At 64.9% G+C, this 24,894-nt stretch carries 21 protein-coding genes and 1 tRNA gene; 4 read left to right on the top strand and 18 right to left on the bottom strand.

Annotated elements, in window-relative coordinates; translation table 11 throughout:
* Positions 1-76: 76 nt before the first annotated feature.
* From LQ956_RS08520 to LQ956_RS08505, 4 genes are all read right to left on the bottom strand, one after another.
* Positions 77-763: a cytochrome b/b6 domain-containing protein gene (locus LQ956_RS08520; RefSeq protein ID WP_238621642.1), complete on the bottom strand. Its 687-nt coding sequence runs from the start codon at positions 761-763 to the stop codon at positions 77-79.
* 66 nt (positions 764-829) lie between these two features.
* Positions 830-1,954, bottom strand: a complete 1,125-nt coding sequence (locus tag LQ956_RS08515) for a lipocalin-like domain-containing protein (protein WP_238629692.1) — start codon at positions 1,952-1,954, stop codon at positions 830-832.
* Positions 1,955-1,957: 3 nt separating this feature from the next.
* Positions 1,958-4,474, bottom strand: coding sequence for an FtsX-like permease family protein (locus LQ956_RS08510; RefSeq protein ID WP_238629693.1), 2,517 nt, complete (start codon positions 4,472-4,474; stop codon positions 1,958-1,960).
* Positions 4,471-5,205, bottom strand: a complete 735-nt coding sequence (locus LQ956_RS08505; RefSeq protein WP_238629694.1) for an ABC transporter ATP-binding protein — start codon at positions 5,203-5,205, stop codon at positions 4,471-4,473. The genes LQ956_RS08510 and LQ956_RS08505 overlap by 4 nt, the downstream gene beginning before the upstream one ends.
* A gap of 101 nt (positions 5,206-5,306) precedes the next feature.
* Here LQ956_RS08505 and LQ956_RS08500 point away from each other — a divergent pair, with 101 nt between their 5' ends.
* The 3 genes from LQ956_RS08500 to mgtE (LQ956_RS08490) all read left to right on the top strand — a co-directional run bounded on the left by LQ956_RS08500 (position 5,307) and on the right by mgtE (LQ956_RS08490) (position 9,408).
* A complete protein-coding gene (locus LQ956_RS08500) occupies positions 5,307-6,476 on the top strand; it encodes a glycosyltransferase (RefSeq protein WP_238629695.1) in 1,170 nt (389 codons plus the stop codon).
* A 195-nt stretch (positions 6,477-6,671) separates the two neighbouring features.
* Entirely contained in the window at positions 6,672-8,039 is a 1,368-nt protein-coding gene (gene mgtE / locus LQ956_RS08495) for a magnesium transporter (RefSeq protein ID WP_238621638.1), read from the top strand.
* A 1-nt stretch (position 8,040) separates the two neighbouring features.
* Positions 8,041-9,408 carry a magnesium transporter gene (mgtE, locus tag LQ956_RS08490; protein WP_238629696.1) on the top strand — a complete coding sequence of 456 codons (1,368 nt, stop codon included), beginning with the start codon at positions 8,041-8,043 and terminating at the stop codon, positions 9,406-9,408.
* A gap of 3 nt (positions 9,409-9,411) precedes the next feature.
* Here the strand turns inward: mgtE (LQ956_RS08490) and recJ are convergent, their stop codons facing one another.
* From recJ to thrS, 13 genes are all read right to left on the bottom strand, one after another.
* A complete protein-coding gene (gene recJ, locus LQ956_RS08485; protein ID WP_238621636.1) occupies positions 9,412-11,127 on the bottom strand; it encodes a single-stranded-DNA-specific exonuclease RecJ in 1,716 nt (571 codons plus the stop codon).
* Positions 11,124-12,203: a hypothetical protein gene (locus tag LQ956_RS08480; RefSeq protein WP_238621635.1), complete on the bottom strand. Its 1,080-nt coding sequence runs from the start codon at positions 12,201-12,203 to the stop codon at positions 11,124-11,126. Before LQ956_RS08480 ends, recJ begins: the two co-directional genes overlap by 4 nt.
* Positions 12,200-14,497, bottom strand: coding sequence for an ATP-binding protein (locus LQ956_RS08475; protein WP_238629697.1), 2,298 nt, complete (start codon positions 14,495-14,497; stop codon positions 12,200-12,202). Before LQ956_RS08475 ends, LQ956_RS08480 begins: the two co-directional genes overlap by 4 nt.
* Before the next feature lie 9 nt (positions 14,498-14,506).
* The gene (locus tag LQ956_RS08470) at positions 14,507-15,895 is read right to left on the bottom strand and encodes an AmpG family muropeptide MFS transporter (RefSeq protein ID WP_238629698.1); all 1,389 of its coding nucleotides are present in this window, start codon (positions 15,893-15,895) and stop codon (positions 14,507-14,509) included.
* 87 nt (positions 15,896-15,982) lie between these two features.
* A tRNA-Pro gene (locus LQ956_RS08465) sits at positions 15,983-16,059 on the bottom strand.
* A gap of 72 nt (positions 16,060-16,131) precedes the next feature.
* On the bottom strand, positions 16,132-16,497 hold the full coding sequence (locus LQ956_RS08460; RefSeq protein WP_238621632.1) for a MerR family transcriptional regulator: 366 nt from the start codon (positions 16,495-16,497) through the stop codon (positions 16,132-16,134).
* Positions 16,475-16,777 carry an integration host factor subunit alpha gene (ihfA, locus tag LQ956_RS08455; RefSeq protein ID WP_238621631.1) on the bottom strand — a complete coding sequence of 101 codons (303 nt, stop codon included), beginning with the start codon at positions 16,775-16,777 and terminating at the stop codon, positions 16,475-16,477. Before ihfA ends, LQ956_RS08460 begins: the two co-directional genes overlap by 23 nt.
* A gap of 3 nt (positions 16,778-16,780) precedes the next feature.
* Positions 16,781-19,159 carry a phenylalanine--tRNA ligase subunit beta gene (pheT, locus tag LQ956_RS08450; RefSeq protein ID WP_238629699.1) on the bottom strand — a complete coding sequence of 793 codons (2,379 nt, stop codon included), beginning with the start codon at positions 19,157-19,159 and terminating at the stop codon, positions 16,781-16,783.
* Between the two features lie 160 nt (positions 19,160-19,319).
* A complete protein-coding gene (gene pheS, locus LQ956_RS08445) occupies positions 19,320-20,339 on the bottom strand; it encodes a phenylalanine--tRNA ligase subunit alpha (protein WP_238621629.1) in 1,020 nt (339 codons plus the stop codon).
* A 107-nt stretch (positions 20,340-20,446) separates the two neighbouring features.
* Complete coding sequence (gene rplT / locus LQ956_RS08440) at positions 20,447-20,803, bottom strand: 50S ribosomal protein L20 (RefSeq protein WP_200174030.1); 357 nt, start codon at positions 20,801-20,803, stop codon at positions 20,447-20,449.
* Between the two features lie 26 nt (positions 20,804-20,829).
* Complete coding sequence (gene rpmI / locus LQ956_RS08435; protein WP_238621628.1) at positions 20,830-21,027, bottom strand: 50S ribosomal protein L35; 198 nt, start codon at positions 21,025-21,027, stop codon at positions 20,830-20,832.
* Positions 21,028-21,144: 117 nt separating this feature from the next.
* Positions 21,145-21,663 carry a translation initiation factor IF-3 gene (gene infC, locus LQ956_RS08430; protein WP_238621655.1) on the bottom strand — a complete coding sequence of 173 codons (519 nt, stop codon included), beginning with the start codon at positions 21,661-21,663 and terminating at the stop codon, positions 21,145-21,147.
* Positions 21,664-21,666: 3 nt separating this feature from the next.
* A complete protein-coding gene (gene thrS, locus LQ956_RS08425) occupies positions 21,667-23,598 on the bottom strand; it encodes a threonine--tRNA ligase (RefSeq protein WP_238629700.1) in 1,932 nt (643 codons plus the stop codon).
* Between the two features lie 206 nt (positions 23,599-23,804).
* On the opposite strand from thrS, the gene LQ956_RS08420 reads away from it, so the two are divergent.
* On the top strand, positions 23,805-24,443 hold the full coding sequence (locus LQ956_RS08420; protein WP_238629701.1) for a TVP38/TMEM64 family protein: 639 nt from the start codon (positions 23,805-23,807) through the stop codon (positions 24,441-24,443).
* 28 nt (positions 24,444-24,471) lie between these two features.
* Here LQ956_RS08420 and LQ956_RS08415 read toward each other — a convergent pair whose 3' ends face one another.
* Positions 24,472-24,840 carry a DUF4870 family protein gene (locus LQ956_RS08415; RefSeq protein ID WP_238621625.1) on the bottom strand — a complete coding sequence of 123 codons (369 nt, stop codon included), beginning with the start codon at positions 24,838-24,840 and terminating at the stop codon, positions 24,472-24,474.
* Positions 24,841-24,894 lie beyond the last annotated feature (54 nt).

The following is a 24,894-nucleotide window of genomic DNA, read 5'->3' as shown; positions in this document are numbered from 1 at the left end:
CCCCCCCCCCCCCCCCCCCCCCCCCCCCCCCCCCCCCCCCCCCCCCGGGGGGGGATGGATCCGATGGGCCATCACATCACGGGATGTAGGTGATCCCCAACCACACCAGAGCGGCACAAACAGCCAGTAGCAGCACCGCCAGCCACAGGCTGGCAAACCGCACATCCTCAGCCCCATACCAGGCCACCCGCTTACGGCCGGTGATCATGGGCAGGATCAGATTATCCCGCTTCACCACCCAGTACAGCAGTACCGCCGTGACATGGATACCCACCATGATCAGGATCAGATCGAAGTTGAGCTTATGCAGCCCGGTGAGCCAGTCGCTGGTGGATGATGACACCATGCGGGAAAAGGGTCCTCGGTTGAAGATCTGATCATTGGCAAACAGGCCGGTAACGGACTGGAACATCAGCAATCCCAGCATGATCATCACCGCCCAGCCCCCCATGGGGTTATGGCCGGGATGGCGATGACCGTCGCCGCTGAACAATCCCTTGAAATACTCGAACACCGTCACCGGGCCGGCGAGAAAATCCGAAAAACGGGCGGAGCGGGTACCCATCACCCCCCAGATGATCCGAAACAGCAGCAAGGCGATCAGCGCATAGCCCAGCCACATATGCCAGTTCAGGGTCATCACATCCCGGCTGGTGTACCACAACCCAAAGAGCAGGATCACCAGAGACCAGTGGAAGAGGCGGGTGGGCAGATCCCAGATACGAATGATCTTCCCGTAAGGTTTTTCATAACTATTATTCATCAAAAGTTAACTCCTTGGAACGAATGCCTTATGGCTCCATCTTAGCCGAAAATATCCCCGCTCCCATCAATACCCCGTCATCTCCACATACCCTCGCCCGGCAGCCTCCCCCGCCTCCAGCACATCCACCGCCCCTTCCCAGTAACGGACTGAAAGATCCATCACCTGATCCGGACGCACCGCCCGGATCTCCAGCACCCGCCCCTGCGCCGGCAGATGCAGGCGCCAGGCCACCGGATATCGATGCCCCGTCGGTCCGGTCCAGCGCTCCAGCACCTCCAGGCGCGCCTGCTCGAAGGTGATCAGGGAATGATCACCCTCCGGTGTCACCCACAGCCCTTTGCTGAAGGGATCCTCGCTGCCGTCCTCCCGCCGGAAGCGGTAGTACATGACATCATGCCCATCTGCCAACTGCAGGGAGAACCAGTCCCAGCCCACCTGCCCCTCCTCCAGGGCGCTGGTACTCCACTCCCGGTCCAGCCAGGACAGACCGGATACGGCATGTTCACGTCCCTGGACCCGGAGCGAGCCTTCGGTCTGCAGGCGGGTGAAGGAATAGTAGTGGGAGGCATTGCCGGGCGCCGCAGACTTTTGGCTCAGTCCCCGGTCTCCCTGCAGCACATGGGGCTTTTGCGGTATCAGTCGAAGCTCCAGTTCGATGTCGCCGGAGGTGGCCGTCAGCCGCCAGGGAAAGTCATTGCCTTCATCGGATGCCAGCACCCAGTCATCCAGCCAGACCCGGAACGGATTCACCTGTGCCCCGGCCAGGCCCATGGCGCCCCGGGAAAAGCGCTCGAAGGCCCGATGACCGATCCCCGCCACGTCCGTGACCGCCAGATGGGCCATCCAGACCTGATTGGTGGCCCAGGCCGACGCCGATTCCGGGACCGTGGGCACCAGGCTCAGCCGGAAGAAAGTGATCTGGTAGCCGAACCGGCGCCCCGCCTCATCGTCCAGGTTGCCGGTGATGTACCACCACTCGTTGCGAAACTCGGGATGAGGGCCGTGATCGTCGGGGAAGACGAAGGGCCGAGGCGTTACGGCCCGCGCATACCCCTCATCGATGTCCCCCCCCAGCAGGACCATGGCATCCAGGGGTTCATCGTCCAGCGGCCCGGACTCGGGCGCGCAGGCCGTCAGCCACGCGAGTGCCAAGGCCAGTACGGCAGGACATATCTTCCGGATCCACATGGGCTATGCCTCCCGCAGATGTTCGGCCGGGCGCACCCGGGCCATGCGATACCCCGGATATGCGCCGGCCAGCAGGGATGCCGTTAGGGCCAGCAGCAGCCCTTCCCCCGGCACCGCCGGCGGCAGGGTCCGGATCATGCTCCAACCGAAGGAACGTTGATTGATCACCTGGATCAGGACATCGGACATGAGGATCCCCAGGGGGATCGCCGCCAGACCGGCGGCAAGCCCCAGCAGCAGGCTTTGCAGGGTCACCATGCCCCCCAACTGCCAGGGGGTCATGCCGGTGGCCCGCAGTACCGCATGCTCCCGTGCCCGTTCCAGCTGCAGGGCCATGAGGGCACTGAGGATGCCGATGAAAGCCACCCCCACGGTAAGCAGCCGCAGCACATGGGTAACGGCGAAGGTACGATCGAAGATGGCCATGGACTGGGCATGGATCTCACCAGCAGCGGTGATCAGCACCGGTTCATCCAGCGTGACCGCCAGCGCCCGGAGCTGGGACAGCCCGCTTTCCAGGCTCACCCCGGGGGCCAGGCTCAGCCGCAGCGCCGCCACGCCGGGGTCATCCCAGTAACGGTCATAGAGCGTCCGATGCAGGGTGACCATGCCCTGAGCCGCGCTGTAGTCCTGCACCACCCCCACCACCTCGAAGGTCCGCTCGCCCCGGTCCGTGGGCAGGGCCAGGCTGTCGCCGACACCGATGCCCTTGCGCCAGGCCAGCGGTTCCGAGATCAGGATCACCTCCTCGGCCGCCAGGCGCTGCCAGATCCGGGCCGGTGAGGCCCCTTCAAGATAGACATAACCGTCAGGGGTCTGCACCGAAGGGTCGATAGCCATCAGTTCCAGCGGTCCCCGGGGGGTGTACAGAGGGACCCGCCGGGCGGTACTCAGTTCCGCCACCGACGGCAACGACGCCACCCGGGCCGGCAGATCGTCCGGCAACACCGGATTCACCCCCAAGCCGGAGCGGCCCGGGGCACTGACGTAGAGATCACTTTGCAACGTCTGCCCCAGCCACAGACCCACACTGCTGCGGAAACTGTCCACCATGATCCCCACCCCCACGGTCGCCGACACCGCGATGGCCAGGGCCGTGGCCGCCAGACCAGACCGGCTGATACCGGCGCCAATGCCTCGGGCCGCCAGCCGCCCGGGCACCCCAAAGCCAAGGCCCAGCGGGCCGGACAGCAACCGGGCCATGAGCCATACCAGGGGCGGGATCAGACAGGCATAGCCCAGGATCAGCAGGAACAGGGCGAAAAACCCCGGCAGCAGACCCTGGCCGGGCCAGTCCACCAGCATGAAACCTGCCAGCATGAGCAGCCCGCCTGCCGGCACCAGCCAGGGCAGAACCCGACGCACCCGGTGTTCCAGCCCGGAGCGGCGCAGGGCCTCCCGGGGACTCACGCCCGCCGCTTCCCAGGCAGGCCCCAAGGCGGCAATCAGGGTCACGCCCAGGCCCAGCAGCAGCCCCTTGAGGATCACCGCCGGCCCCAGGGCCAGTTGAGTCACCGTGACCACGAAATACAGGTCCGTGACCGTGCGGGTGACCAGTTGGACCAGCCCCTGTCCGATCACGACCCCGGCCGCCAGGCCCAGCAGGCTGCCCACCAGGCCCAGCAAGGCCGCCTCGGCGATGATCAGTCCGAACACACTCGCCCGGGTCATGCCTTGCATGCGCAGGTTGCCCAGCAGATGACGCCGCCGGAGCACGGCAAAGGTCAGGGTGTTGTAGATCAGGAAGGCGCCCACCAACAGGGCCAGCAGGCTCATGGCCAGCAGATTGACATGAAAGGCCCGGGACAACTCGGCGGTGGCCCGGGTGCGAGCCTCGGCCGCCTCCAGCCGGACACCCGGCGGCAGCATCTCCCGCAGCCGCGCCATCTGCCTCTCATCCGTCAGGATCAGGTCGATGCGGTCCAGACGGCCGTGGCGCCGGAACAGGTCCTGGGCGGTGGCGATATCCGCCAGCACGTATCCTCCCAGCCCCGGCTCGTCGGTCGACACGATGCCCACCAGAGTCACCGCATGGGGCGTCGTACCCACCGTGAGGAAGAAGGTCTCATCCTCCGCCAGACCCAGCCGCGCCGCCGTCGGCGCCGCCAGCATTACCGTGCCCGGCTCGGTGATCAGGCGGTTGATACGTCCGTCCCGGCCACCGACGGCATGGTCCCGGAACGGACGCTCGGCAAAGGGCTCAAGCCCCAGCAGGGTGAAGGTCTCGCCCTGGATCCGTACATGGCCCTCCACCACCGGGGCGCTGTCACGGAACCCTTCCCGGCGTAGCCGGGTATAAAGTCCTTCGTCCAAGCCACCGGGACCACCGATGAGCTGGTGGGTGGTTCGTCCCGTGATCGTCTCCATGGACAGCTCGAAGGCCCGGGAGGCACTGCTGTTGGCGATCTCCACCGCCACCACGATAGCCACCCCCAGGGCCACGCCCAGGACGGCAAAGACCAGATTCCAGGGATGGCGGCGGTGATCCCGGACCAGGGCCCGGGCCGGCAGCCCCGTCATGCCTCACCCCGTGCCTGCAGGCGACCGTCCACCAGTTCCCAGACATGATCGGCCATGACCGCCACCTCTGGACTGTGAGTCACCAGCACCAGCGTCCGCCCTTGATGCCGAACCAGACGCTGCAACAAGGCCATCACCTGGGCCCCGGTCTCCGCATCCAGATTGCCGGTGGGCTCGTCCGCCAGCAACAAGGGCGGTTCATGGGCCAGGGCCCGGGCCACGGCCACCCGTTGCTGTTCACCACCGGAAAGCCGATCGGGGAAGGCATCGGCCCGGTCCGCCAACCCCACCGCCGCCAGCCGGGCCGCGACACGCCGGCGGCGTTCCCTCGCCGGCACGCCGTTGAGTTCCAGGGGCAGGGCCACGTTTTCGGCCACCGTCAGGGTGGGGATCAGGTTGAAGAACTGGTAGATGAACCCCACCCCGCGGCGCCGATAGAGGGTACGGCTGCGCTCATTCAGGGTATCCAGCCGCCGCCCTTCCACCAGGATTCTGCCGGCATCCGGGGCCTCGATACCGCAGATCAGGTTCAGCAACGTGGACTTGCCCGAGCCGGAACGCCCCACCAGGGCCACGATCTCGCCGGGATTGATCCGGGCGGTCACCCGGTCCAGGACCACCCGTTCCGTCCCCCCTTCCCGGAATCGCTTGCTCACTGCCTCCAGCTGCACCAGCGCCGGAGGATGGGCGGGGATCTGCGGATCCGTGTTCTGTATCTGCCGGTTGTCCATGGGCACCCTGTTCACCGAATCGTCATGTGAAAACTTTAACATCAGCGGCCGAAACGGCCCCAACAGGCCGATCCTGACACCTTAGGGGAGCGCAGCGGACAGTGAAGATCCTGATGATCAGTGATGTGTTCTTCCCCCGCATCAACGGCGTCTCCACCTCCATTGCCACCTTCCGGCGCCAGCTGCGCCGGGAAGGCCATGACGTCACCCTGATTGCACCGGCTTATCCTACCGGGCATGAAGGGGAATCCCATATCCTGCGCATCCCCTCCCGCTACGTGATCCTGGACCCGGAAGACCGGATGATGAAACCGCGCCGGATTCTGGCCCGAGCCGATGAACTGGCCGGTGAGGGGTTTGACCTCATCCACGTGCACACCCCCTTCGTGGCCCATTATGCGGGCCTGCAACTGGGGCGGCGCCTGGGTATCCCGGTGGTGGAGTCCTACCATACCTATTTCGAGGAATACCTGTTCCATTACCTCTCCTTCCTGCCTCGGACCTGGATGCGGTCCGTGGCACGGCGTCTGTCACGACGCCAGTGCAATCAAGTGGATGCGGTCGTCGTCCCCTCCCGGGCCATGGCCGAGGTCCTGGCGGGTTATGGGGTGCGAACGCCCATGTCCATCATCCCCACCGGGATTCACCAGGAGGCCTTCGTCGGCGGGGACGGCATGGCGTTTCGACAACGTATGGGAATCGACCAAGATACCCCCTTGCTGGTTCATGTGGGTCGGATTGCCTTCGAGAAGAACATCGATGCCCTGCTGCACATGATGGTGACCGTGCGCCGGGCCATCCCCGGCGCCATGCTGGTGATCGCCGGCGATGGCCCGGCCATGGGCCATGTCCGCCGCCTCACCCGGCAACTGGGGCTGGAGCAGACCATTCGTTTTGCCGGCTACCTGGACCGGCGCACCACCTTGTTGGACTGCTACCGGGCGGGCAATGGCTTCGTCTTCGCCTCTCGTACCGAGACCCAGGGCCTGGTCCTGCTGGAGGCCATGGCCTTGGGGGTCCCGGTGGTCTCCACCGCCGTCATGGGGACGCGGGATATCCTGTCATCCGGTCAGGGGGCCCTGGTGGCCGAGGATGATCGGGATCTGTCCCGGCAGGCGATCCGGCTACTGTCCGATCCGTGCCTGCAACAGACCCTGTCGCTGCAGGCACGGCAGAGCGCCCTGGCCTGGAGCGCACGGGAGATGGCAGCACGCATGCTGACGCTCTACGAGGAAGTGCGTGACACCGCCCAGGTAACTGTGCTGCCCTGAAACATTCCGCACTGCCGGACGGATTGCTATAATCAGTCGCCCTGCACCCAGAGGCGGCCGATGCCGATGGCGCCGTCCTCGGTTCCCTTAACACGCATCGCTTGAGCGGCCCTCCTCGTGCCATCCGTTGCCGCGGATGGAGTGCGTCCTTTGCGAATGTTCCGTCTCGGCCCATACCGGCCTGGGAGGCTGCCGATGGAGTTGGAATTCGAACAGTACCTGCTTGCGATCCGTGAACTCCTGGAGCAGGAAGACCAGAGCGATCTGCGCCGGACCTTGGACGTCATGCGCATTCAGGACATCGCCCATGTGCTGATGGCCCTGGAGGATGACGCCGTGGAGCGGGTCTTCAATGCCCTTGCCCGTGGCCGCAAGGTGGACGTCTTTTCCTATTTGGACCCCCATCACCAGCATGCCCTGCTGGACCGCGTCGCCCAGGCCGATGCCCGCCACATCCTGTCGGAGATGCTGCCCGACGACCTCACCGCCCTGCTGGAGGACCTGCCCCGGGACGAGGTGCGCCGACTGCTGCGCCTGCTGCCCTTTCGCGCCATCCGTCGTGCCCTCACCCTGCTGGACTACCCGGACAACAGTGTCGGTCGCCTGATGACACCGGAATTCGTGGCCGTGGCGGCGGACTGGTCCATCCAGGACAGCCTGGACTTCATCCGGGTACAGAAGGCGCGGGGCGAGATGGCGAACGTGATCTTCGTCACCGACGAGGACCGTCGCCTGCTGACCAGCATCCCTCTGGGCCGCTTCGTCATGGGTCGGGCCGATGAGCCGGTCTCCAGCCTGGGCACGGAGCCCATGATCACCATCCCGGTCACCGCAGATCGCGCCGAGGCGGTCCGCCTGATCCAGCACTATGACCTGGAAGTACTGCCGGTCACCGATGACGAGGGTGTGCTGCTGGGCATCGTCACGGTGGACGACGTCATGGACGTGGTGGAAGAGGAGACCACCGAGGACTTCCACAAGCTGGGTTCGGTGGGCGCCCTCAACCTGAGCCTGCGGGATGCCGGACCCGCCCTGCTCTACCGCAAGCGTATCGGCTGGCTGCTGGTGCTGGTGTTCCTGAACATGTTCGGCGGCATCGCCATCGCCAGCTTCGAGGACACCATCGCGGCAGTAGTGGTGCTGGTATTCTTCCTGCCCCTGATCATCGCCTCCGGCGGCAACGCCGGGGCCCAGGCCTCCACCCTGATGGTCCGCGCCATGGCCACGGGGGATGTGAAATCCTCGGACTGGTTCCGGCTCTGGGGCAAGGAACTGCTGGTGGCCACGTCCCTGGGTCTGACCATGGGTATCGCCGTGTCGGCGGTAGGACTGTGGCGCGGCGGACCCGAGATCGCCTTGCTGGTGGCCATCGCCATGGCCATCGTGGTGGTGGTGGGCAGCATGGTGGGGATGATATTGCCCTTCATCCTCAGCTTGGCGCGCCTGGACCCGGCTACCGCCAGTGCCCCGCTGGTCACCTCGGTGGCGGACGTGGCGGGGATCCTGATCTATTTCAGCCTGGCGGTGGCCATCCTGAATCTGCCCGCCGGCGGAGGCCTATGACATGAGCGAGACTGCCACCCCGGAGCGTCCCGGCCTGGCCGATCTGCCGGCCCTGCTGGCCGAGCAGGACTGGGAAGCCGTCCAGGCGGTGCTGGCGGATCCGGCTGAGCCGGACATCGCCCACGCCCTGCCGGAACTGCCCCGGAGCGACCGGGTGCGCCTGATGCGGTTGATGCCGCCGGAGCGAGCCTCCGCGGTCTACGCCTATCTGGACACCGGCCTGCAGACCGAGTTGCTGGAAGACCTGAGCGACGAGGAGAAGACCCGCCTCATCGGCGAACTCTCCTATGACGATGCCGCCGCCATCCTGGACGAACTACCGGACGCGCACACGGACTCCCTGATGGAGATGCTGCCGGAGGCGGACCAGCAGGTGCTCAAGGCCCTGCTGGCCTTCCCGGAGCACAGCGCCGGCCGCCTCATGACCCCGGAGTTCGTGGCCCTCTCCCCCGACTGGACCGTACGCCAGGCCCTGGATCACGTGCGTGAACAGGCCCATGTTGGCGAAACCCTCAACACCCTTTTCATCACCGGCGAAGGGGGTCGTCTGCTGGGCTGGATCAGCCTTCAGGACCTGCTGCTCTCCCGCCCCCGCACCCAGGTGGCGCAACACTATCACCGGGACTTGATCAGCATCCACACCCAGGAAGACCGAGAAGAGGCGGCCCGCCTCATCGGTCGCTATGACCTGCAGGCCCTGCCCGTGGTGGACGCGGACGGCACCCTGGCCGGCATCATCACCGTGGATGACGTCATGGACGTGGTACAGAAGGAAGACACCGAGGACTTCCACAAGATGGGCTCGGTGGGGGTCTTGAACCTGAGCGTGAAGGACGCCACCGCGGGCATGCTCTACCGCAAGCGCATCGGCTGGCTGGTGATCCTGGTGGCAGTGAACATCGTGAGCGGTGCCGCCATCGCCTTTTTCGAGACGGCCATCGAGAAGGTGGTGGCCCTGGTCTTCTTCCTGCCCATGGTCATCGCCTCCGGCGGTAACGCAGGGGCCCAGGCCTCCACCCTGATGGTGCGCGCCCTGGCCACCGGCGATGTGCAGGCCCGGGACTGGTTCCGACTCTGGGGCAAGGAGCTGTTGGTGGCCCTGAGCCTGGGCATCACCCTGGGACTGGCGGTCTGGCTCATCGGCCTGTGGCTGGGGGGCACCGAGGTGGCCATTGCCATCGCCATCTCCATGGTGCTGGTGGTCATCACCGGCAGCATGTTCGGCATGGTGCTGCCCTTCATCCTGGCCCGTTTCAAGCTGGACCCGGCCACCGCCAGCGCCCCGCTGGTCACCTCGGTGGTGGACGTGGCCGGCATCGTGATGTATTTCGCCGTGGCGACCCTGGTGCTGCAGATGGCCGGGATGTAGCCCTCAGAAAACGTGTTCCACCACCATCTGGACGGAACACAGGCCCCGGTATTCGTTGCTGTCCAGCCGATAGGCCAGATGCACCCGATCCCGCCCTTCCGGCCACTGGGCCGGATCGGCGTTGAAGGCGATGCCGGTAACGACTTCCCCGCCCTCGGGATGGCGCAGACGCAGGCGCACATGCCTGCCTTTCAGCCAACGCCGTTCCAGCACCTCGAACTCGCCGTCAAACAGGGGTTCCGGGAATCCCTGTCCCCAAGGGCCGCCGGCGCGCAGGGCCTCGGCGGTCTCCAGCGTGAGCTCATGGGGTGCCAGCGGGCCGTCACTGCAGATCACCCCCTCCAGATCCGCCGGGTCGACGAACCGACGCACGGTCTCGTCAAACACCTGCCGGAAGGCCTCGAAACGGTCCGCCGACAGGCTCAGACCCGCCGCCATGGCATGCCCGCCGAACTTGCTCACCAGGCCCGGATGGGTCGAGGCAATGGCATCCAGGGTATCCCGGATATGCAGCCCGGGGATGGAACGGGCCGACCCCTTGAGCTGCCCGTTACCGGCATCGGCAAAGGCGATCACCGGCCGGTGTACCCGGTCCTTGATGCGGGAGGCGACGATGCCGATCACCCCCTGATGCCACTCCGGCTCATACAGGCACAAGCCATGGCCGCCCGCCCCCGTCAGGCCCCGCTCATCCATCAGCCGGGTCAGGCTGTCCAGGGCCTGGTCCTGCATCTGCGCCTCCACCTCCCGCCGATCCCGGTTCAGGTCGTCCAGGGTCTGTGCCAGGGTCAGAGCCCGATCCGGGTCATCGGCGAGCAGACATTCGATGCCGATGGCCATGTCATCCATGCGCCCGGCGGCGTTCAGGCGCGGCCCCACGGCAAACCCCAGGTCCGCGGCCACCACCCGCTCCGGATGACGACCCGCCACCTGCAGCAGGGCCCGGATACCCGGTGCCGCCTGACCTGCCCGCATCCGCCGTAGCCCCTGCTCCACCAGGATGCGGTTGTTGCGATCCAGGGGCACCACGTCCGCCACCGTACCCAGTGCCACCAGGTCCAGCAGACTGCCCAGATTAGGCTCTGGAATCCCCCGGAGCCCGAACCAGCCCCTGTCGCGCAGGCGGGCCCGCAGGGCCGCCATGACATAGAAGATCACACCTACCCCGGCCAGCGCCTTGCTGGGAAAGGGGTCATCGGCCAGATTCGGATTGACGATGGCCTCGGCATCGGGCAACCGGGCACCGGGCAAGTGATGATCGGTCACCAGTACCTGCATGCCTCGGCCCCGCGCGGCCGCCACCCCGTCCAGGCTGGAGATGCCGTTATCCACGGTGATGATCAGGTCCGGCGCCCGATCGGCAGCCACCGCCACGATCTCCGGCGTCAGCCCGTAGCCATACTCGAACCGGTTGGGGACCAGGTAATCCACCGCCGCCGCACCCATGGCCCGCAGGGCCCGCAAGGCCAGGGCGGTGCTGGTGGCGCCGTCGGCATCGAAATCACCCACCACCAGTATCCGTCGGTCCCGGGTCAGGGCCTGTTCCAGCAAGGCCGTGGCCCGATCGATCCCGCCCAGGGCACCGACCGGGACCATACGGGACAGGGAGCAATCCAGTTCCGCCGGGTCCAGGACACCCCGGTTGGCATAGAGCCGGGCCAGAAGATCAGCACCTTCGGCCGGCGCCCGCCCCCGCTGCAGCCTGCGCGCGGCCTTCATCGGGCACTCTCCGCACCAAGGCCCACCACGCATTCCCCGAACGGACGGGAACGCCGCCACCACCGGCGGCGGGACCCGCCATCCAGCCGTACCCCCCGGCCATCCTCGCCCTGGATCATCAGGTGCCGAAGCCGGCCCCGCGCCAGGGCTTGGCGCAGGGGCTCGAACCAGTTCTGCTCCAATACCGTCATTGCGTTCATCCAGGCCTCGATATCATCCCCGGCGGCGGCCGGGAAGAGATCTTCCAGCACCACCAGTACATGGCCTTGCGGCGGCCCGGATGCCAGCCACGCCGTGGCCGACTCCGGCACGGGATGCAGGGGCGTGCCCGTCCAGCGACAGAGCCCTTCCAGCAACGCGCCGTGGCCATGGGCGGTCGCCAGCGCAGCGGGCGGCGGCGGACAGGGCCAGCGCCCGCCCCCCCAGAGCCACAGGCTGTTGACCGTCACCTCTCCCCGGGCCTCCCTCGCCGCATTCACCGGCGCGCCGAACAAAAGCATCTGCAACTCCGTCAGGTCCCGTTGCCAGGCCCGGGCAGCGGCACTCTCCCTGGGCAGCAGACCACCCACCCGTTGCCCCAGGGCGCGGGACAGGGGCACGGTGGACAGGCCCGGATCCTGCTCCAGGCACAAATGCCAGTACCCCGGGGCGGCACTGTGCAGCCGCCAGGACCGCTCCTGAAAATGGTCGTTGATCAGGGTGACCAGGGCGTCGCTCTCGGCGGCAGTCAGCGATGGGCCGACAACCCGGGAGAGGACCAGATCATCCGTGCCCACCGTCAAATGCACTGGGTCGGCACAGAACCAGTACCCTGCCGGCACGTTCGCAACAGCCGCCAGCCGTGTCAGGGCGGCCACGGGGGCATCGGTATCGGCACCGTAATGCCGGCACAACAGGGTTTCCAGATCGTCGGCGCGGACGGGAGTGGGGCCGCCCCGCGACCACAACCACTCCAGGGCGGGATAACGCCCCAAATTGCCGTAATCGGCCTGCCAGCCGGCGGTGCGCGTCAACAGGCCCGGCAGGACCAGGTGCAGAACCTGCTCCGTGGGCGATGTAACGAATCGCTGCATCATGGGGTGCTTTCCGGGCAACCCGAGGCCCTGTCCGTCGCCATGGACATGACCAGGTACCGATCCAGCAGGGCCATGAAGTCAGGGATATCCAGAGGCTTGGTCAGATATTCATCAAAGCCGGCCTCCTTTCCCCGGATCACATCTCGCTGGGTGGCATTGGCAGTCAGGGCAAAGACCGGTATGGCGGCCGTCCCCGCATCCTCTCGCAGGGACTTCAATACCCGATAGCCATTCATGCCCGGCATGTTGATGTCCAGAATGATCAGATCCGGCCGATGACTGCGCGCCAGGGCCAGCCCCAGGTCCGCCCCCGGTGCCTGCAATACCTGAATCCCCGGACGCTTGGCCAGGACCTGCGCCACCAAGCGCAGGTTGGAAGGATTGTCGTCCACGTGCAGGATACAGTGACCCGAGGCGATTCCCCCGCTCGGAGCAATACCCCCGAACGGCCTGTGAGACGGGACCGGGACCGGTGCATCCTGCACCGCCGGCAACTCGAACCAGAACACGCTCCCGCCCCCCTGCCGTGGCTCCACACCGATGCCCCCCCCCATCAGCTCCATCAGACGCAGGGCGATGGTCAGCCCGATACCCGTCCCTTCCGTCGCGGCCTGATCATCCACACCCAGGCGATTGAAGGGCTGGAACAGCTCATCCATGCGCGCAGGGTCAATACCCAGCCCAGTATCGGCCACACTCACCCGGATCGTCTCCCCACCGCCACCCATCCGAGTTTCAAGCCACACATCACCGTCCGGCCGGTTGTACTTGATGGCATTGGACATGAGATTGATCAGCACCTGTTTGAGCCGGGTGCGATCCCCAAGCACGGCATGGTCTTGTCGGCTGTTCACATGCAGGCGAATCCGTCGCTCATCCGCCAAGGGGCGCAGCAGCGTAATGCACTCGGTCAGCACCGAGGACATGGCCACCGGCTCCAGGGACAGTTCGATCTTGCCGGCCTCCAAGCGGGACAGGTCCAGGATCTCGTTGATCAGCTCCAGCAGATGCCGGCCGCCGCGCAGAATCTCGTGCACATTGTCCAGCTGCTCCTCCCCCAACGCCGGATCCGCCTCCAGCAGCTGGGAAAATCCCAGGACCGCATTCATGGGGGTCCTGAGCTCATGGCTCATGCGGGAGAGGAATTCGGACTTGGCCCGGTTCGCCTGTTCCGCCCGCTCCTTGGCCTCATGCCACTGCTGTACCGCCAGGTGACGTTCTTCCTCCGCACCCAGGGCGGCGGCCAGCAGGGTGAGCAGGCGCCGCTCTTCATCGCTCGGTCGGCAACGACGCGTAAAGACCACACACAGGGAGCCCGCCGCCTCACCCCGGCAGTACACCTTGTGGCCGAAATACGCCTTGAGACCATAGCGCTGAATCGCCGGATCCGTCTCGAAATACGGGGACTGCTCCAGATCCTCAATGACGAGACACTCCAGGGCGGTATCCTTGATCAGACCATGACAGACATGGCCTTCGGGATCATCCTCCAGGGGCAGGCCCGGCGGGCGGTTCCAGTGCCCCAGACTGCACAACCGCCCCTGCTGTAGGCGGTTGTAGAAGGCCGCGTCGCTGCCGAACAGCTCTCCGCACAGCCGGGTGATATCCTGGGCATTATCGTCGAAATTCGGCCCCATGCTGGAGAGACATTCGGTCAGACGCACCAAGCGTCGTTCAGCCTGCTTACGGTCGGTGATGTCCCTGAGGATACCCAGCGCGTGCCAGCCCGTGTCCAGATGCAATGAAGACAGAGACAGCTCCACCGGGATCACGTGTCCATCCTTGCAGCGGGCCTGCAATTCCAGGGTCCGGCCGATGGCGTTGCCGCAGCCGCTGCCTTCAAAATTCAAGAGCTTGCGCATGATCATGCCCGGCGTACCTCCGGGCATGATCATGTCATGCAGGTCACGACCGATCGCCTCCTCCCGGGAGAACCCCAACAGGGCTTCCGCCGCCGGATTCCAGAAGGCCACCCGACCGCCCGGCGCCATCAGGATGATCGCATCCCGGGCCGACTCGGTGATGGAACGCATCAGTGTTCGGTTCTTTTCCAGGGCCTGGCCGCGTTCTACCACCAGCCGTTCCACATCCCGCTGACGGAACCACAGCAAAGCCACCAGGATGACGATCCCCAGACCGAGCAGCACCGCTGTCAGCGGCCAGATGTCCGTCTGCCGGGTCTGCAGCCACCAGCCTACCGACAGCACACTGGCGAGCACATAAAACCCGCCCACCATCAGCAGAACGTCATGGCGGCGGCCGGGCTGCTTTTTTTGTTGTCCGGCATCATCCACGATGGAACCTCATCTGCGGTTTTCCGCCGGGCGGCCGGGCCTGACCACCTGATCGGGATTGGCCAGGCGGGCGATCAGCACCGCCAATAGGATAGCCGGCAGGCCGATGCCGGCCGATGAGATGAAGAACCAGACCCAGCCCACCTGCTCCACCAGCAGCCCGGTAAAGCCCGCCAGGAACTGGCCCGGCAGGGTCATGATGGAGCTGAACAGGGCATACTGAGTGGCCGTATAGGCACTGTTGGTCAGGCTCGACAGATAGGCAATGAACACAGAAATGGCCAGTCCCCCGCTGATGTTGTCCGCCATGATGGCAAATGTCAGACCATACAGCTCCGGACCCAGGGTGGCCAACCAGGAAAAGGTCAGATTGGTCAGGGGCGCCAGACAGGCGGTCGCAATGAGCATGCGGGTGATGCCGAAGCGCATCACCAAAAGCCCCCCCAGCGCGGCCCCGGTCAGGGTCATGGCCAGGCCGAAGGCCGCGGCCACGTTAGCGATCTCGGTCTTGGAAAAGCCCAGGTCCAGATAGAAGGGGTTGGCCATCACCCCCATGAAGATGTCGCTGATGCGAAACGTGGCCACGAACAGCAACACCAGCAGGGCCACCTTACCGTAGCGGTGCCAAAAATCCGCAAAGGGGCAAATCACCGCGCCGATGAACCAGGCCGTGAAACGACGACGCCAACCACGATGGGCGGTGCGATCCAGATAATCCACCACCCGCTGCTCCAGGCGCCGGGTGCTGCTGTTGGTGGTCACCTCCGGCTCGCGGATGATCAGCGTGGTGATCACGCCCACCGCCATCAGCGCGGCCATCACCCCGTAGGACAGACTCCAGTTCCCCACGGCAGCCAGATGCAGCGCCCCCGCTCCGGCGGCCAGCAGGGCCACTCGGTAACCGAAGATGTAGGATGCCGCCATGGCGCCCTGCCGGTCCCGGCTCACCGCCTCGATGCGATAGGCGTCGACGGCGATGTCCTGGGTCGCCGAACCAAAAGCGGTCAGCACCGCCCAGACGGCCACCAGCCACAGATGCTCGCGGGGATCGGTCAGTGCAATACCCAACAGCCCCAGGGCGATCACCCCCTGGGCCAGGATCATCCAGGCACGCCGCCGTCCCAGCCAAGGGGTCAGGAAGGGTAAGGGCATCCGGTCCACCACCGGCGCCCAGAAAATCTTGATGCTGTGGGCCATGCCCACCCAGCTCAAAAAGCCGATGGCGGCCAGTTCCACCCCCAGATCCCGCAACCAGGCGGTGAACGTCCCCCCCACCAGCAGCAGCGGCAAGCCGGCGGCAAAACCCAGAAACAGCATGCCGAGGACCCGGGGATGCCGATAGACGGCCAGGGCGGCGCGCCAGTCCCGGCGGTGTTCTGGAACGACCTCGGTACTCATGATGCGCGGCACCCTCGGTAAGGTTCGCGGGAACAGGACGAATGGCGGGCACAAAAAACCCGGCCTTGAGCCGGGTTTTTCGGGATTTGGTCGGGGCGAGAGGATTTGAACCTCCGACCACCTGCACCCCATGCAGGTGCGCTACCAGGCTGCGCTACGCCCCGAGAAAGTGCAGCATTGTAGGGTATGTTTTTCCATTTGTGAAGTGTTTTTGCGACCAAATTCTTACTATTTTTTCACGACGGCTTCTGCCGCAGGATGTGCAGGATCTCCTCCAGTTCCAGCCGCATCTGCCGGATGATCTGCTGACTCTGGGAGGTGTCGTCGCGGGCCTCCTGCCCCGACAGTTTCTGCCTGGCACCGCCGATGGTATAACCCTGCTCATAGAGCAGGCTGCGGATCTGGCGAATCAGGATGACATCCTGTCGCTGGTAATAACGGCGGTTACCGCGCCGCTTGACGGGCTTCAGGGAGGGGAACTCCTGTTCCCAGTAGCGCAATACATGGGGCTTCACCCCACACAGCTCGCTGACCTCCCCGATGGTGAAATAACGTTTCCCGGGAATGGCCGGGAGTTCGCTATTGTTGCCCGCTTCCAGCATAGGACTCGACCCTCGCCTTCAGTTTCTGACCAGGACGGAACGTCACCACGCGACGGGCGGAAATGGGAATCTCCTCACCGGTCTTGGGATTACGGCCGGGCCGCTGGTTCTTGTCCCTGAGCGTGAAGTTGCCGAACCCCGACAACTTTACCTGCTCCCCCACCTCCAGTGCGGTGCGAACTTCCTCGAAGAAGAGCTCCACAAGCTCCTTGGCCTCACGCTTGTTAAGCCCGAGTTCTTCATGCAGCCGCTCCGCCATCTCCGCCTTTGTCAATGCCATCGATCAAGCTCTGAGGGTCGCCCCAACCTCTTCTTGTAATTTGGTCACGATGTCGTGGATCATCTCGTCCACTTTTTCGTCGGTAAGAGTGCTGGATAAATCCTGTAAAATCAAGCCCAAAGCAAGACTTTTTCTACCCTCCGGCACCCCCCGCCCCGTATAGACGTCAAACAGGTTCACCCCTCTGAGCGCTTCGTGGCCGGCGCTTTCGATCACTTCCACCACCCGGGCGGCCGGCAGGGCGGTGTCCACCAGCAGGGCCAGGTCGCGACGAATGGCCGGGAACCGGCTCTGCTCCCGGAATCCGGGCAGACGCCCCCGGCAGACCTTTTCCAGTGAAAGCTCGAACAGGAACACCGGTGTTTCCAGATCCAGCCCGGCTTCCAACGCCGGATTCAGGGCGCCGACCCAACCCAGGGATTCCCCGTCCAGGCACAGCTCGGCGCACTGCCCGGGATGCAGCGCCGGATGACGGCCGGCCCGCCAGCTCACCCGCCGGTCCAGCCCCGCCAGGGCCAGCAGGGATTCCACATCCCCCTTGATGTCGAAGAAATCCACCGGGCGCTCGGCCTGACCCCACTGCGCCGGAAACAGGGCGCCGCAGATCAGGCCGGAGATAACCTTTTCCTGCTTCAGTCCATTGTCTTGGGGCACGAACCTCAGTCCTACTTCGAACAGGCGCACCCGCGCCTGCTGGCGGTGCAGGTTGTGCAGGGCCGCCTTCACCAACCCCGGCCAAAGGGTGGTGCGCATCACCGCCAACTCCGAAGAGAGAGGATTGGCCAGCCTGAGCGGCCGGGTGTCCGGGGAGAACCCGGCCTCCAGGGCCTCATCCACGAAGCTGAAGGTGATGGCCTCCAGATACCCCAGATCACACAGGCGGGAGCGCAGGCGGCGAGGATCCACCCGCGCCTCGTCCAGCCAGGTGATGCCGGGGCGGACCAGGGGCAGCTCGGAAGGCAGATCGTCATAGCCATGAACCCGGGCGATCTCCTCCACCAGGTCTTCCTCGATGGCCAGATCGAAGCGGAACGAGGGCACCGCGACCTGCCAGGCCTCCCCCATTCCGCTCACCTCGCAGCCCAGGGCAACGAGGATCTCCCGCATCCGCGCGGGCGGCAGCGCCAGGCCCAGCAGACGACTCACCCGGGCAGGCCGCAGGGTAATGGGTGCGCACACCGGCACCTGAGATGCCTCCTCGGCCACGTTGGCCGGCCCCGGGGTACCGCCGGCGATCTCGCACAGCAGCTGCGTGGCCCGCTCCAGGGCACGCAGGGGCAGCGCCGGATCCACACCCCGCTCGAAACGGTGGGACGACTCGGTGTGCAGGCCATGATGGCGGGCACGCCCGGCCACGGCCATGGGCACGAAGTGGGCCGACTCCAGGAATACATCCCGGGTGTCATCGGTCACGCCGCTGGCCTCGCCGCCCATGATGCCCGCCAGAGCCAGCAGCTTACCTTCGTCGGCGATCACCAGATCATCGGCGCCCAGCTTGAGTTCCTGGCCATCCAGCAATACCAGGGTCTCACCGTCCCGGGCCCGGCGCACCACGATGGCGCCATCGAGCACGGACAGATCGAAGGCATGCATGGGCTGACCCAACTCCAGCATGACGTAGTTGGTCACATCCACCAGGGGACCCAGGCTGCGGATCCCGGCCCGGCGCAGACGTTCCTGCATCCACAGCGGCGTGGGCGCGGCGGGATTCACGCCCCGGATCACCCGACCGGCATAGCGCGGACAGTCCGCGGGCGCCTCCAGGCGCACCGGGAAGACATCCTCACAGGCCACCGACACTGCCGGCACTTCCAGTACCTGAAGGGGCCGGCCCGTCAGGGTCGCCACCTCCCGGGCCACCCCGGCCATGCTCAGGCAGTCGGCCCGGTTCGGTGTCAGGTCCACTTCCAGGACCTGGTCATCCAGCCCCAGCAGCACACGAACGTCCGTGCCCGCCGCCGGTTCGTCCGGCAGGGACATGAGACCTTCATGGGCCTCGGACAGACCCAGCTCCCGGGCGGAACAGAGCATGCCGAAGGACGGTACCCCCCGCAGTTTGGCCTTCTTGATCTTGAAATCGCCAGGCAGGACCGCGCCGACCCGGGCAAAGGGAGCGCGCATGCCCACCTGCACATTAGGCGCGCCGCAGACCACCTGCACCGGCTCGCCGCTGCCGTCATCCACCTGACAAACCCGCAGCTTGTCTGCGTCCGGATGGGGTTCCACGGCGATCACATGGGCCACCACCACGCCGGTAAAATCCGGCGCCACCGTCGTGACGGCGTCCAGCTCCAAGCCCGCCATGGTCAGGCGATGGCCCAGGGCGTCCACCGCCAGGCCGTGATCCACCCACTGACCCAGCCATTGATTACTGATTTTCATAGATACTCAACCTTGGATTCGGAATGGGTTAGGGAAACACTGAACAAATTCCCCTCCGTCACTCCCGCCCCTCCGTCACTCCCGCTTACGCGGGAGTGACGGAGTGTCCAGTCCATGACTGGATTCCCGCTTGCGCGGGAATGACTGATTCAGAATTTTCTCAGACGAACTGGCGCAGGAAACGGATGTCATTGTCGAAGAACAGCCGCAGGTCGTTGACCCCGTAGCGCAGCATGGCCATGCGCTCCACTCCCAGCCCGAAGGCAAAACCGGAATAACGTTCGCTGTCGATGCCCACATGCCCCAGCACATTGGGATGCACCATGCCGCAGCCCATTACCTCCAACCAGCCGGTCTGCTTGCAGACCCGGCAGCCGTGGCCGCCGCATTGCACGCACTGGATGTCCACCTCGGCGGAGGGTTCGGTGAAGGGGAAATAGGAAGGCCGAAACCGGGTCTTCAGATCGTTCTGCTCGAAGAAGGCCCGCAGAAAGGCGTCCAGCACGCCGCGCAGATGGGCAAAGGTCACCTGCTCATCCACCACCAGCCCCTCCACCTGGTGAAACATGGGGCTGTGGGTGAGATCCGAGTCGCAGCGATAGACACGTCCGGGGGCGATGATGCGCAGGGGCGGTGCCTGGTTTTCCATCACTCGGACCTGCACCGGCGAGGTATGGGTACGCAGCAGGGTGGTGGCATCGAAATAGAAGGTGTCATGCATCGCCCGGGCCGGGTGATGGGACGGAATGTTCAGGGCCTCGAAGTTGTGGTAGTCGTCCTCCACCTCCGGACCTTCCACCACCGCAAAACCCAACTGCTCCAGCAGGGCCTGGATGCGCTCTATGGTCAGGGTGACGGGATGCAGGCCACCGGATTCCTGACGCCGCCCAGGCAGGGTGACATCCAGGGTCTCCGCCGCCAGGCGAGTCTCCCGAGCCGCCAGTTCCAAGGCCTCGCGGCGCGCCTCCAGGGCCTCGGCCACCACCTGTTTGGCCTGGTTGATGGCCTGACCGGCCTCCCGGCGCTGCTCCGGCGGCAGTGCCCCGAGGGACTTCAACTGTTCGGTGATGACGCCCTTCTTGCCCAGGTACTGCACCCGCAACTCGTCCAGATGGCGCAGGTCGGCGGACGCGCGGATCGCCGTGAGCGCCGCGTCGGTGAGATTGGAAAGGGATTCCACTTGGAGCTTCCGTCGTTGCGTTGAAAACAAAAAGGGGAAAGGCCAGGCCTTTCCCCTCTTGACGTTCCCGCCCCCGCCGCACGGGGGCGGGCCTGCGTCCGCAGTGCTTACGCCAGGGCGGCCTTGGCCTGCTCGGCGATACGGCCAAAGGCGGGCAGATCATGCACCGCCAGATCAGCCAGCACCTTACGGTCGATCTCGACGCCGGCCTTGTTCAGTCCGTCGATCAGACGGCTGTAGGACAGGCCAAACTCGCGGGCCGCCGCGTTGATACGCACAATCCACAGGGCGCGGAACTGACGCTTGCGCTGCCGGCGGTCGCGGTAGGCGTACTGACCGGCCTTGGTGACGGCCTGCACGGCAACGCGATAGACGTTCTTGCGGGCACCATAGTAACCTTTTGCCTTGTCCAGCACCTTTTTGTGCTTGGCGTGGGCGGTTACACCTCTTTTGACTCGGGGCATGCTCTAAAACTCCTGGGTGACTCGGCTCAGCTATTGGGCAACATCTGACGCACGGCGGCCACATCCGAGGCATGGATGTGAGACGCGGCGCGCAGGTGACGCTTACGCTTGGTGCTCTTCTTCGTCAGGATATGACGACGATGGGACTGGGCACGCTTGAAGGCGCCCGAGCCGGTCTTGGTGAAGCGCTTGGCGGCGCCCCGATTGGTCTTCATCTTCGGCATCTTTGAACTCCAGATGATGCCGCCTCGCTGGCGACATGTTGGTCAAGACGCACAGGTGTACCGGGACCCATGCATCCGTTTTCTTATCGACTGCCTTTACTTTTTACTGCCGACTGCTTACTTCTTCTTCGGACTGATCACCATGATCATCTGGCGACCTTCCATCTTGGGACGCTGTTCTACCGTCGCCAGCTCACCCAGATCGGCTTCGATCCGGTCGAGCTGCCTTGCACCCAGCTCCTGGTGCGCCATCTCACGGCCGCGGAAGCGGATGGTGACCTTGCACTTGTCACCATTCTCCAGAAAGCGGTTTAGATTGCGAAGCTTGACCTGGTAGTCACCTTCGTCCGTTCCCGGACGGAATTTGACTTCCTTGATCTGAACCTGTTTCTGATTTTTCTTGGCAGCCTGCGTCTTCTTGCTGTGCTCGAACTTGAACTTGCCGTAGTCCATGACCCGACAGACCGGAGGATCGGCCGTGGGCACGATTTCCACCAGATCCAGTTCGGCTTCCTCGGCGATTCGCATCGCCTCGCGCGTCAGCATGACCCCCATGTTCTCGCCGTCTTCACCGATCAGACGCACTTGGGGCACATTGATCTGCTCGTTTAATCGGTTCTCTTTACCAGCGCTGATATGTCAATCCTCCAAAATGGAATGGCCGCGGCTCGCGGTTTCGAGGGAAAGACGCTGAATCAGGGAATCGATCTCCATCGTTCCCAGGTCCCGCCCATCGCGCGTACGCACGGCGACTGTACCCGTATCCCTTTCCCGGTCCCCCAGGACCAGCAGATACGGCACTCGTTGAAGCGTATGCTCGCGGATTTTAAAGCCGATCTTCTCGTTTCTCAAGTCCATGTCGGCGCGGAAGCCCTGTTCGCGCAAAATATCGGCCACCTGACGGGCATAATCGTTCTGCCGATCGGTGATGGTGAGCACCTGCACCTGTACCGGCGCCAACCACAGGGGGAAGTGACCGGCATAGTGCTCGATGAGCACGCCGAAGAAGCGTTCCACCGACCCCAGCAGGGCGCGATGGATCATGATGGGCCGCTTGCGGGTGTTGTCGTCCGCCACGTACTCCATGTCGAAGCGTTCCGGCAGGTTGAAGTCCAGCTGCACCGTGGAGCACTGCCACTGACGACCGATGGCGTCACGGATCTTGATATCGATCTTGGGGCCGTAGAAGGCACCGCCGCCCTCGTCCACCTCATAGGCCAGCCCCTTCTTCTCCAGGGCCGCCCGCAGCGCGGCGGTGGCATGCTCCCAGATGTGATCCGAGCCCACGGCCTTGTCCGGGCGGGTGGACAGGTTGATATCGAAGTTCTCGAAACCAAAAGCCTGCAGCACCGCCAGGGTGAGATCCAGGATCCGCAGGATCTCCGCCTCGATCTGATCCTCCCGGCAGAAGATGTGGGCATCGTCCTGGGTAAAGCCGCGCACCCGCATCAGGCCGTGCAGGGCACCGGACATCTCGCGGCGGTAGACCGTCCCCATCTCCGCCCAGCGCAGGGGCAGGTCACGGTAGGAACGCAGGCGATCCTTGTACACCAGCACATGGAACGGACAGTTCATGGGCTTGAGCTGGAAGGCCTGATGCTCGTCCTGCATGGGCTCGTACATGGACTCGGCATAGAAGTCCGCATGACCGGAGGTCTTCCACAGCTCCAGGTTGGCGATATGGGGGGTATACAGAAACTCGTACCCCGCCCGCTCATGCATCTCGGACCAGAACTGTTCGATGGCGCGGCGGATGCGGGCGCCGTTAGGGTGCCAAAATACCAGGCCGCCGCCGGCATCCTCCTGAATGGAGAACAGATTCAGCTCCTGGCCGATGCGACGATGATCGCGGCGCTCCGCCTCCGCCAGGCGGTGGAGATACTCTTCCAGCTGCTGCTTGTTGGGCCAGGCGGTACCGTAGATGCGCTGGAGCATCTCGTTCTTGGAGTCCCCGCGCCAATAGGCACCGGCCACTTTGGTAAGCTTGAAGGCCTTGAGCCTGCCGGTGCCGGGTACGTGGGGGCCGCGGCACAGGTCGGTAAACTCGCCCTGGCTGTAGAGGGAGATATCCTCGTTGGTGGGGATGTCGGCGATGAGGCGGGCCTTGTATTCCTCTCCTTGCTCGCGGAAGAATGCCACGGCCTCGTCACGGGGCATGACCCGGCGCGCCACCGGCAGATCGGCCTTGGCCAACTCCTTCATTTTCGCCTCGATCTTTTCCAGGTCTTCCGGATGGAAGGGGCGTTCATAGGCGAAGTCGTAGTAGAACCCATCCTCGATCACGGGACCGATGGTCACCTGAGCGCCGGGATACAGGGTCTTCACCGCCTGGGCCATGAGGTGGGCGGTGGAGTGGCGGATCATGTCCAACCCTTCCGGATCGCGGTCGGTGATGATGGCCAGACGGGCATCATCTTCGATCAGGTAAGCGGCATCCACCAGGCGGTCGTCGATCTTGCCGGCCAGGGTGGCCTTGGCGAGGCCGGGACCGATATCGGCGGCCACCTGAGCCACAGTGACGGGCGCATCAAAGCTGCGACGGCTGTTGTCGGGGAGGGTAATGACGGGCATGTCGATGTCTCCTGCGCCGGCCTGTACGAGGGGTCGTGCGCTATTCGTGATGAAGGGGATGGCCCCACGGGAAAGGGCTGCCGACCTTTGACCCCATGGCGGGGCAAGGCCGGCAGCCCGGGTACTGCCGATGCGTGAACCTGACAATGGCGCTCAGGCTAGCGAAAATGGCGAAAAAGCACAAGTGGTTATAATCCTCAGACCAAATGATGAACGAGCCCCTGTTCAACCTGACCGCCTGGGTCGTCGCATCCCAGGAAACCCTGCTGGCGTGGACGGCGCTTCATCCCGTGGCGATGGCCGCCGGCTACGTGGTGGCCGTGACCTTCGGCAAGGTCACCCCGTTTCCCGGGGGGTTCCTGCTCATGCTCACGGGCGGCTTCCTGTTCGGGGCGCCGCTGGGTGCCGTGCTCAGTGCCACCGGTTCGGCCTTCAGTGCGGTGATGGTGGGTGCCGTGGGGCGCCGGCTGTTCCGCGGTCCCATCCATCGCCGCTGGGGACACCGACTGCAGAAAATGGAGGCGAAGGTGAACGCAAATGCCTTCAGCGTGATCCTGGCGGCGCGCCTGTTCCCCCTGGTACCGGCCTGGCTGATCAACATGCTGCCGGTGGCGTTTCCGATCCCCTTCCGCCATGTACTGGTGGCCACTTTTCTGGGGCTGCTGCCCATCTCCTTCGTCGTGGCGAGTCTGGGGGCGGAGTTGTCCAGCCTGACCCAGGCGCAGAGCCTGGGCATGACGGACATCCTCTCCCCGAGCCTGCTGCTGCCTCTGGGCATCCTGGCCCTGCTGGTGCTGACGCCCGCCCTGCTCTCCCTGCGCTCAGCAGGGCAAAGGGGCCGCTAACCTGCCGCCCCTCCGGAGCACCTGCACTTCACCACGACCAGCGTTCTGGGTTGGCCACGGCCTGCCCCTCGCTCAGCGCCTTCCAGCCCTTCACGCAACGGATAACCAGCCACACAAACCAGAATAGCAGCACCAGGTAGCCAACGACGACGAACGTCAGCAGTATGCCCACGATCACGTACAACAGCCCAATCCAGAAAGTACGGATCTGGAAATCATAATGGCTCCGCAGCCAGCCGCTGCCGTCGCCCCGATAGACATAGGCCACGATCACACCAATCAGCCCCGTCAGGCCGACGATGGGCGAGACCAAGTACAGGGCATAGATGATCTTCGGCATCATGGCCTGATCCTTGCCCGGCTCGCCCCCAACCGTATTTCCTGAAATCTCCGACATGCCTGATTCTCCCGTGAGGTTAAGACATCACTGCCGGGTCCGCCCTCGCGGCCG

It is taken from the genome of Ectothiorhodospira lacustris, from assembly GCF_022227845.1.
In the GTDB taxonomy this organism is placed as follows: Bacteria; Pseudomonadota; Gammaproteobacteria; order Ectothiorhodospirales; family Ectothiorhodospiraceae; genus Ectothiorhodospira; species Ectothiorhodospira lacustris.
The sequence above is the reverse complement of the archived record's forward strand: the minus strand, read 5'-3'. Positions and strand labels throughout refer to the sequence as shown.

Excerpts from the sequence above, each read along its gene's own strand:
- pheT (WP_238629699.1), bottom strand. The coding sequence starts at position 19,159 with ATGAAAATCAGTAATCAATGGCTGGGTCAGTGGGTGGATCACGGCCTG.
- LQ956_RS08420 (WP_238629701.1), top strand. The coding sequence starts at position 23,805 with ATGATGAACGAGCCCCTGTTCAACCTGACCGCCTGGGTCGTCGCATCC.
- LQ956_RS08510 (WP_238629693.1), bottom strand. The coding sequence starts at position 4,474 with ATGACGGGGCTGCCGGCCCGGGCCCTGGTCCGGGATCACCGCCGCCAT.
- ihfA (WP_238621631.1), bottom strand. The coding sequence starts at position 16,777 with ATGGCATTGACAAAGGCGGAGATGGCGGAGCGGCTGCATGAAGAACTC.
- rpmI (WP_238621628.1), bottom strand. The coding sequence starts at position 21,027 with ATGCCGAAGATGAAGACCAATCGGGGCGCCGCCAAGCGCTTCACCAAG.
- mgtE (WP_238621638.1), top strand. The coding sequence starts at position 6,672 with ATGGAGTTGGAATTCGAACAGTACCTGCTTGCGATCCGTGAACTCCTG.
- LQ956_RS08480 (WP_238621635.1), bottom strand. The coding sequence starts at position 12,203 with ATGATGCAGCGATTCGTTACATCGCCCACGGAGCAGGTTCTGCACCTG.
- LQ956_RS08460 (WP_238621632.1), bottom strand. The coding sequence starts at position 16,497 with ATGCTGGAAGCGGGCAACAATAGCGAACTCCCGGCCATTCCCGGGAAA.
- LQ956_RS08470 (WP_238629698.1), bottom strand. The coding sequence starts at position 15,895 with ATGAGTACCGAGGTCGTTCCAGAACACCGCCGGGACTGGCGCGCCGCC.
- LQ956_RS08520 (WP_238621642.1), bottom strand. The coding sequence starts at position 763 with ATGAATAATAGTTATGAAAAACCTTACGGGAAGATCATTCGTATCTGG.
- mgtE (WP_238629696.1), top strand. The coding sequence starts at position 8,041 with ATGAGCGAGACTGCCACCCCGGAGCGTCCCGGCCTGGCCGATCTGCCG.
- LQ956_RS08505 (WP_238629694.1), bottom strand. The coding sequence starts at position 5,205 with ATGGACAACCGGCAGATACAGAACACGGATCCGCAGATCCCCGCCCAT.
- thrS (WP_238629700.1), bottom strand. The coding sequence starts at position 23,598 with ATGCCCGTCATTACCCTCCCCGACAACAGCCGTCGCAGCTTTGATGCG.
- recJ (WP_238621636.1), bottom strand. The coding sequence starts at position 11,127 with ATGAAGGCCGCGCGCAGGCTGCAGCGGGGGCGGGCGCCGGCCGAAGGT.
- LQ956_RS08415 (WP_238621625.1), bottom strand. The coding sequence starts at position 24,840 with ATGTCGGAGATTTCAGGAAATACGGTTGGGGGCGAGCCGGGCAAGGAT.
- LQ956_RS08515 (WP_238629692.1), bottom strand. The coding sequence starts at position 1,954 with ATGTGGATCCGGAAGATATGTCCTGCCGTACTGGCCTTGGCACTCGCG.
- rplT (WP_200174030.1), bottom strand. The coding sequence starts at position 20,803 with ATGCCCCGAGTCAAAAGAGGTGTAACCGCCCACGCCAAGCACAAAAAG.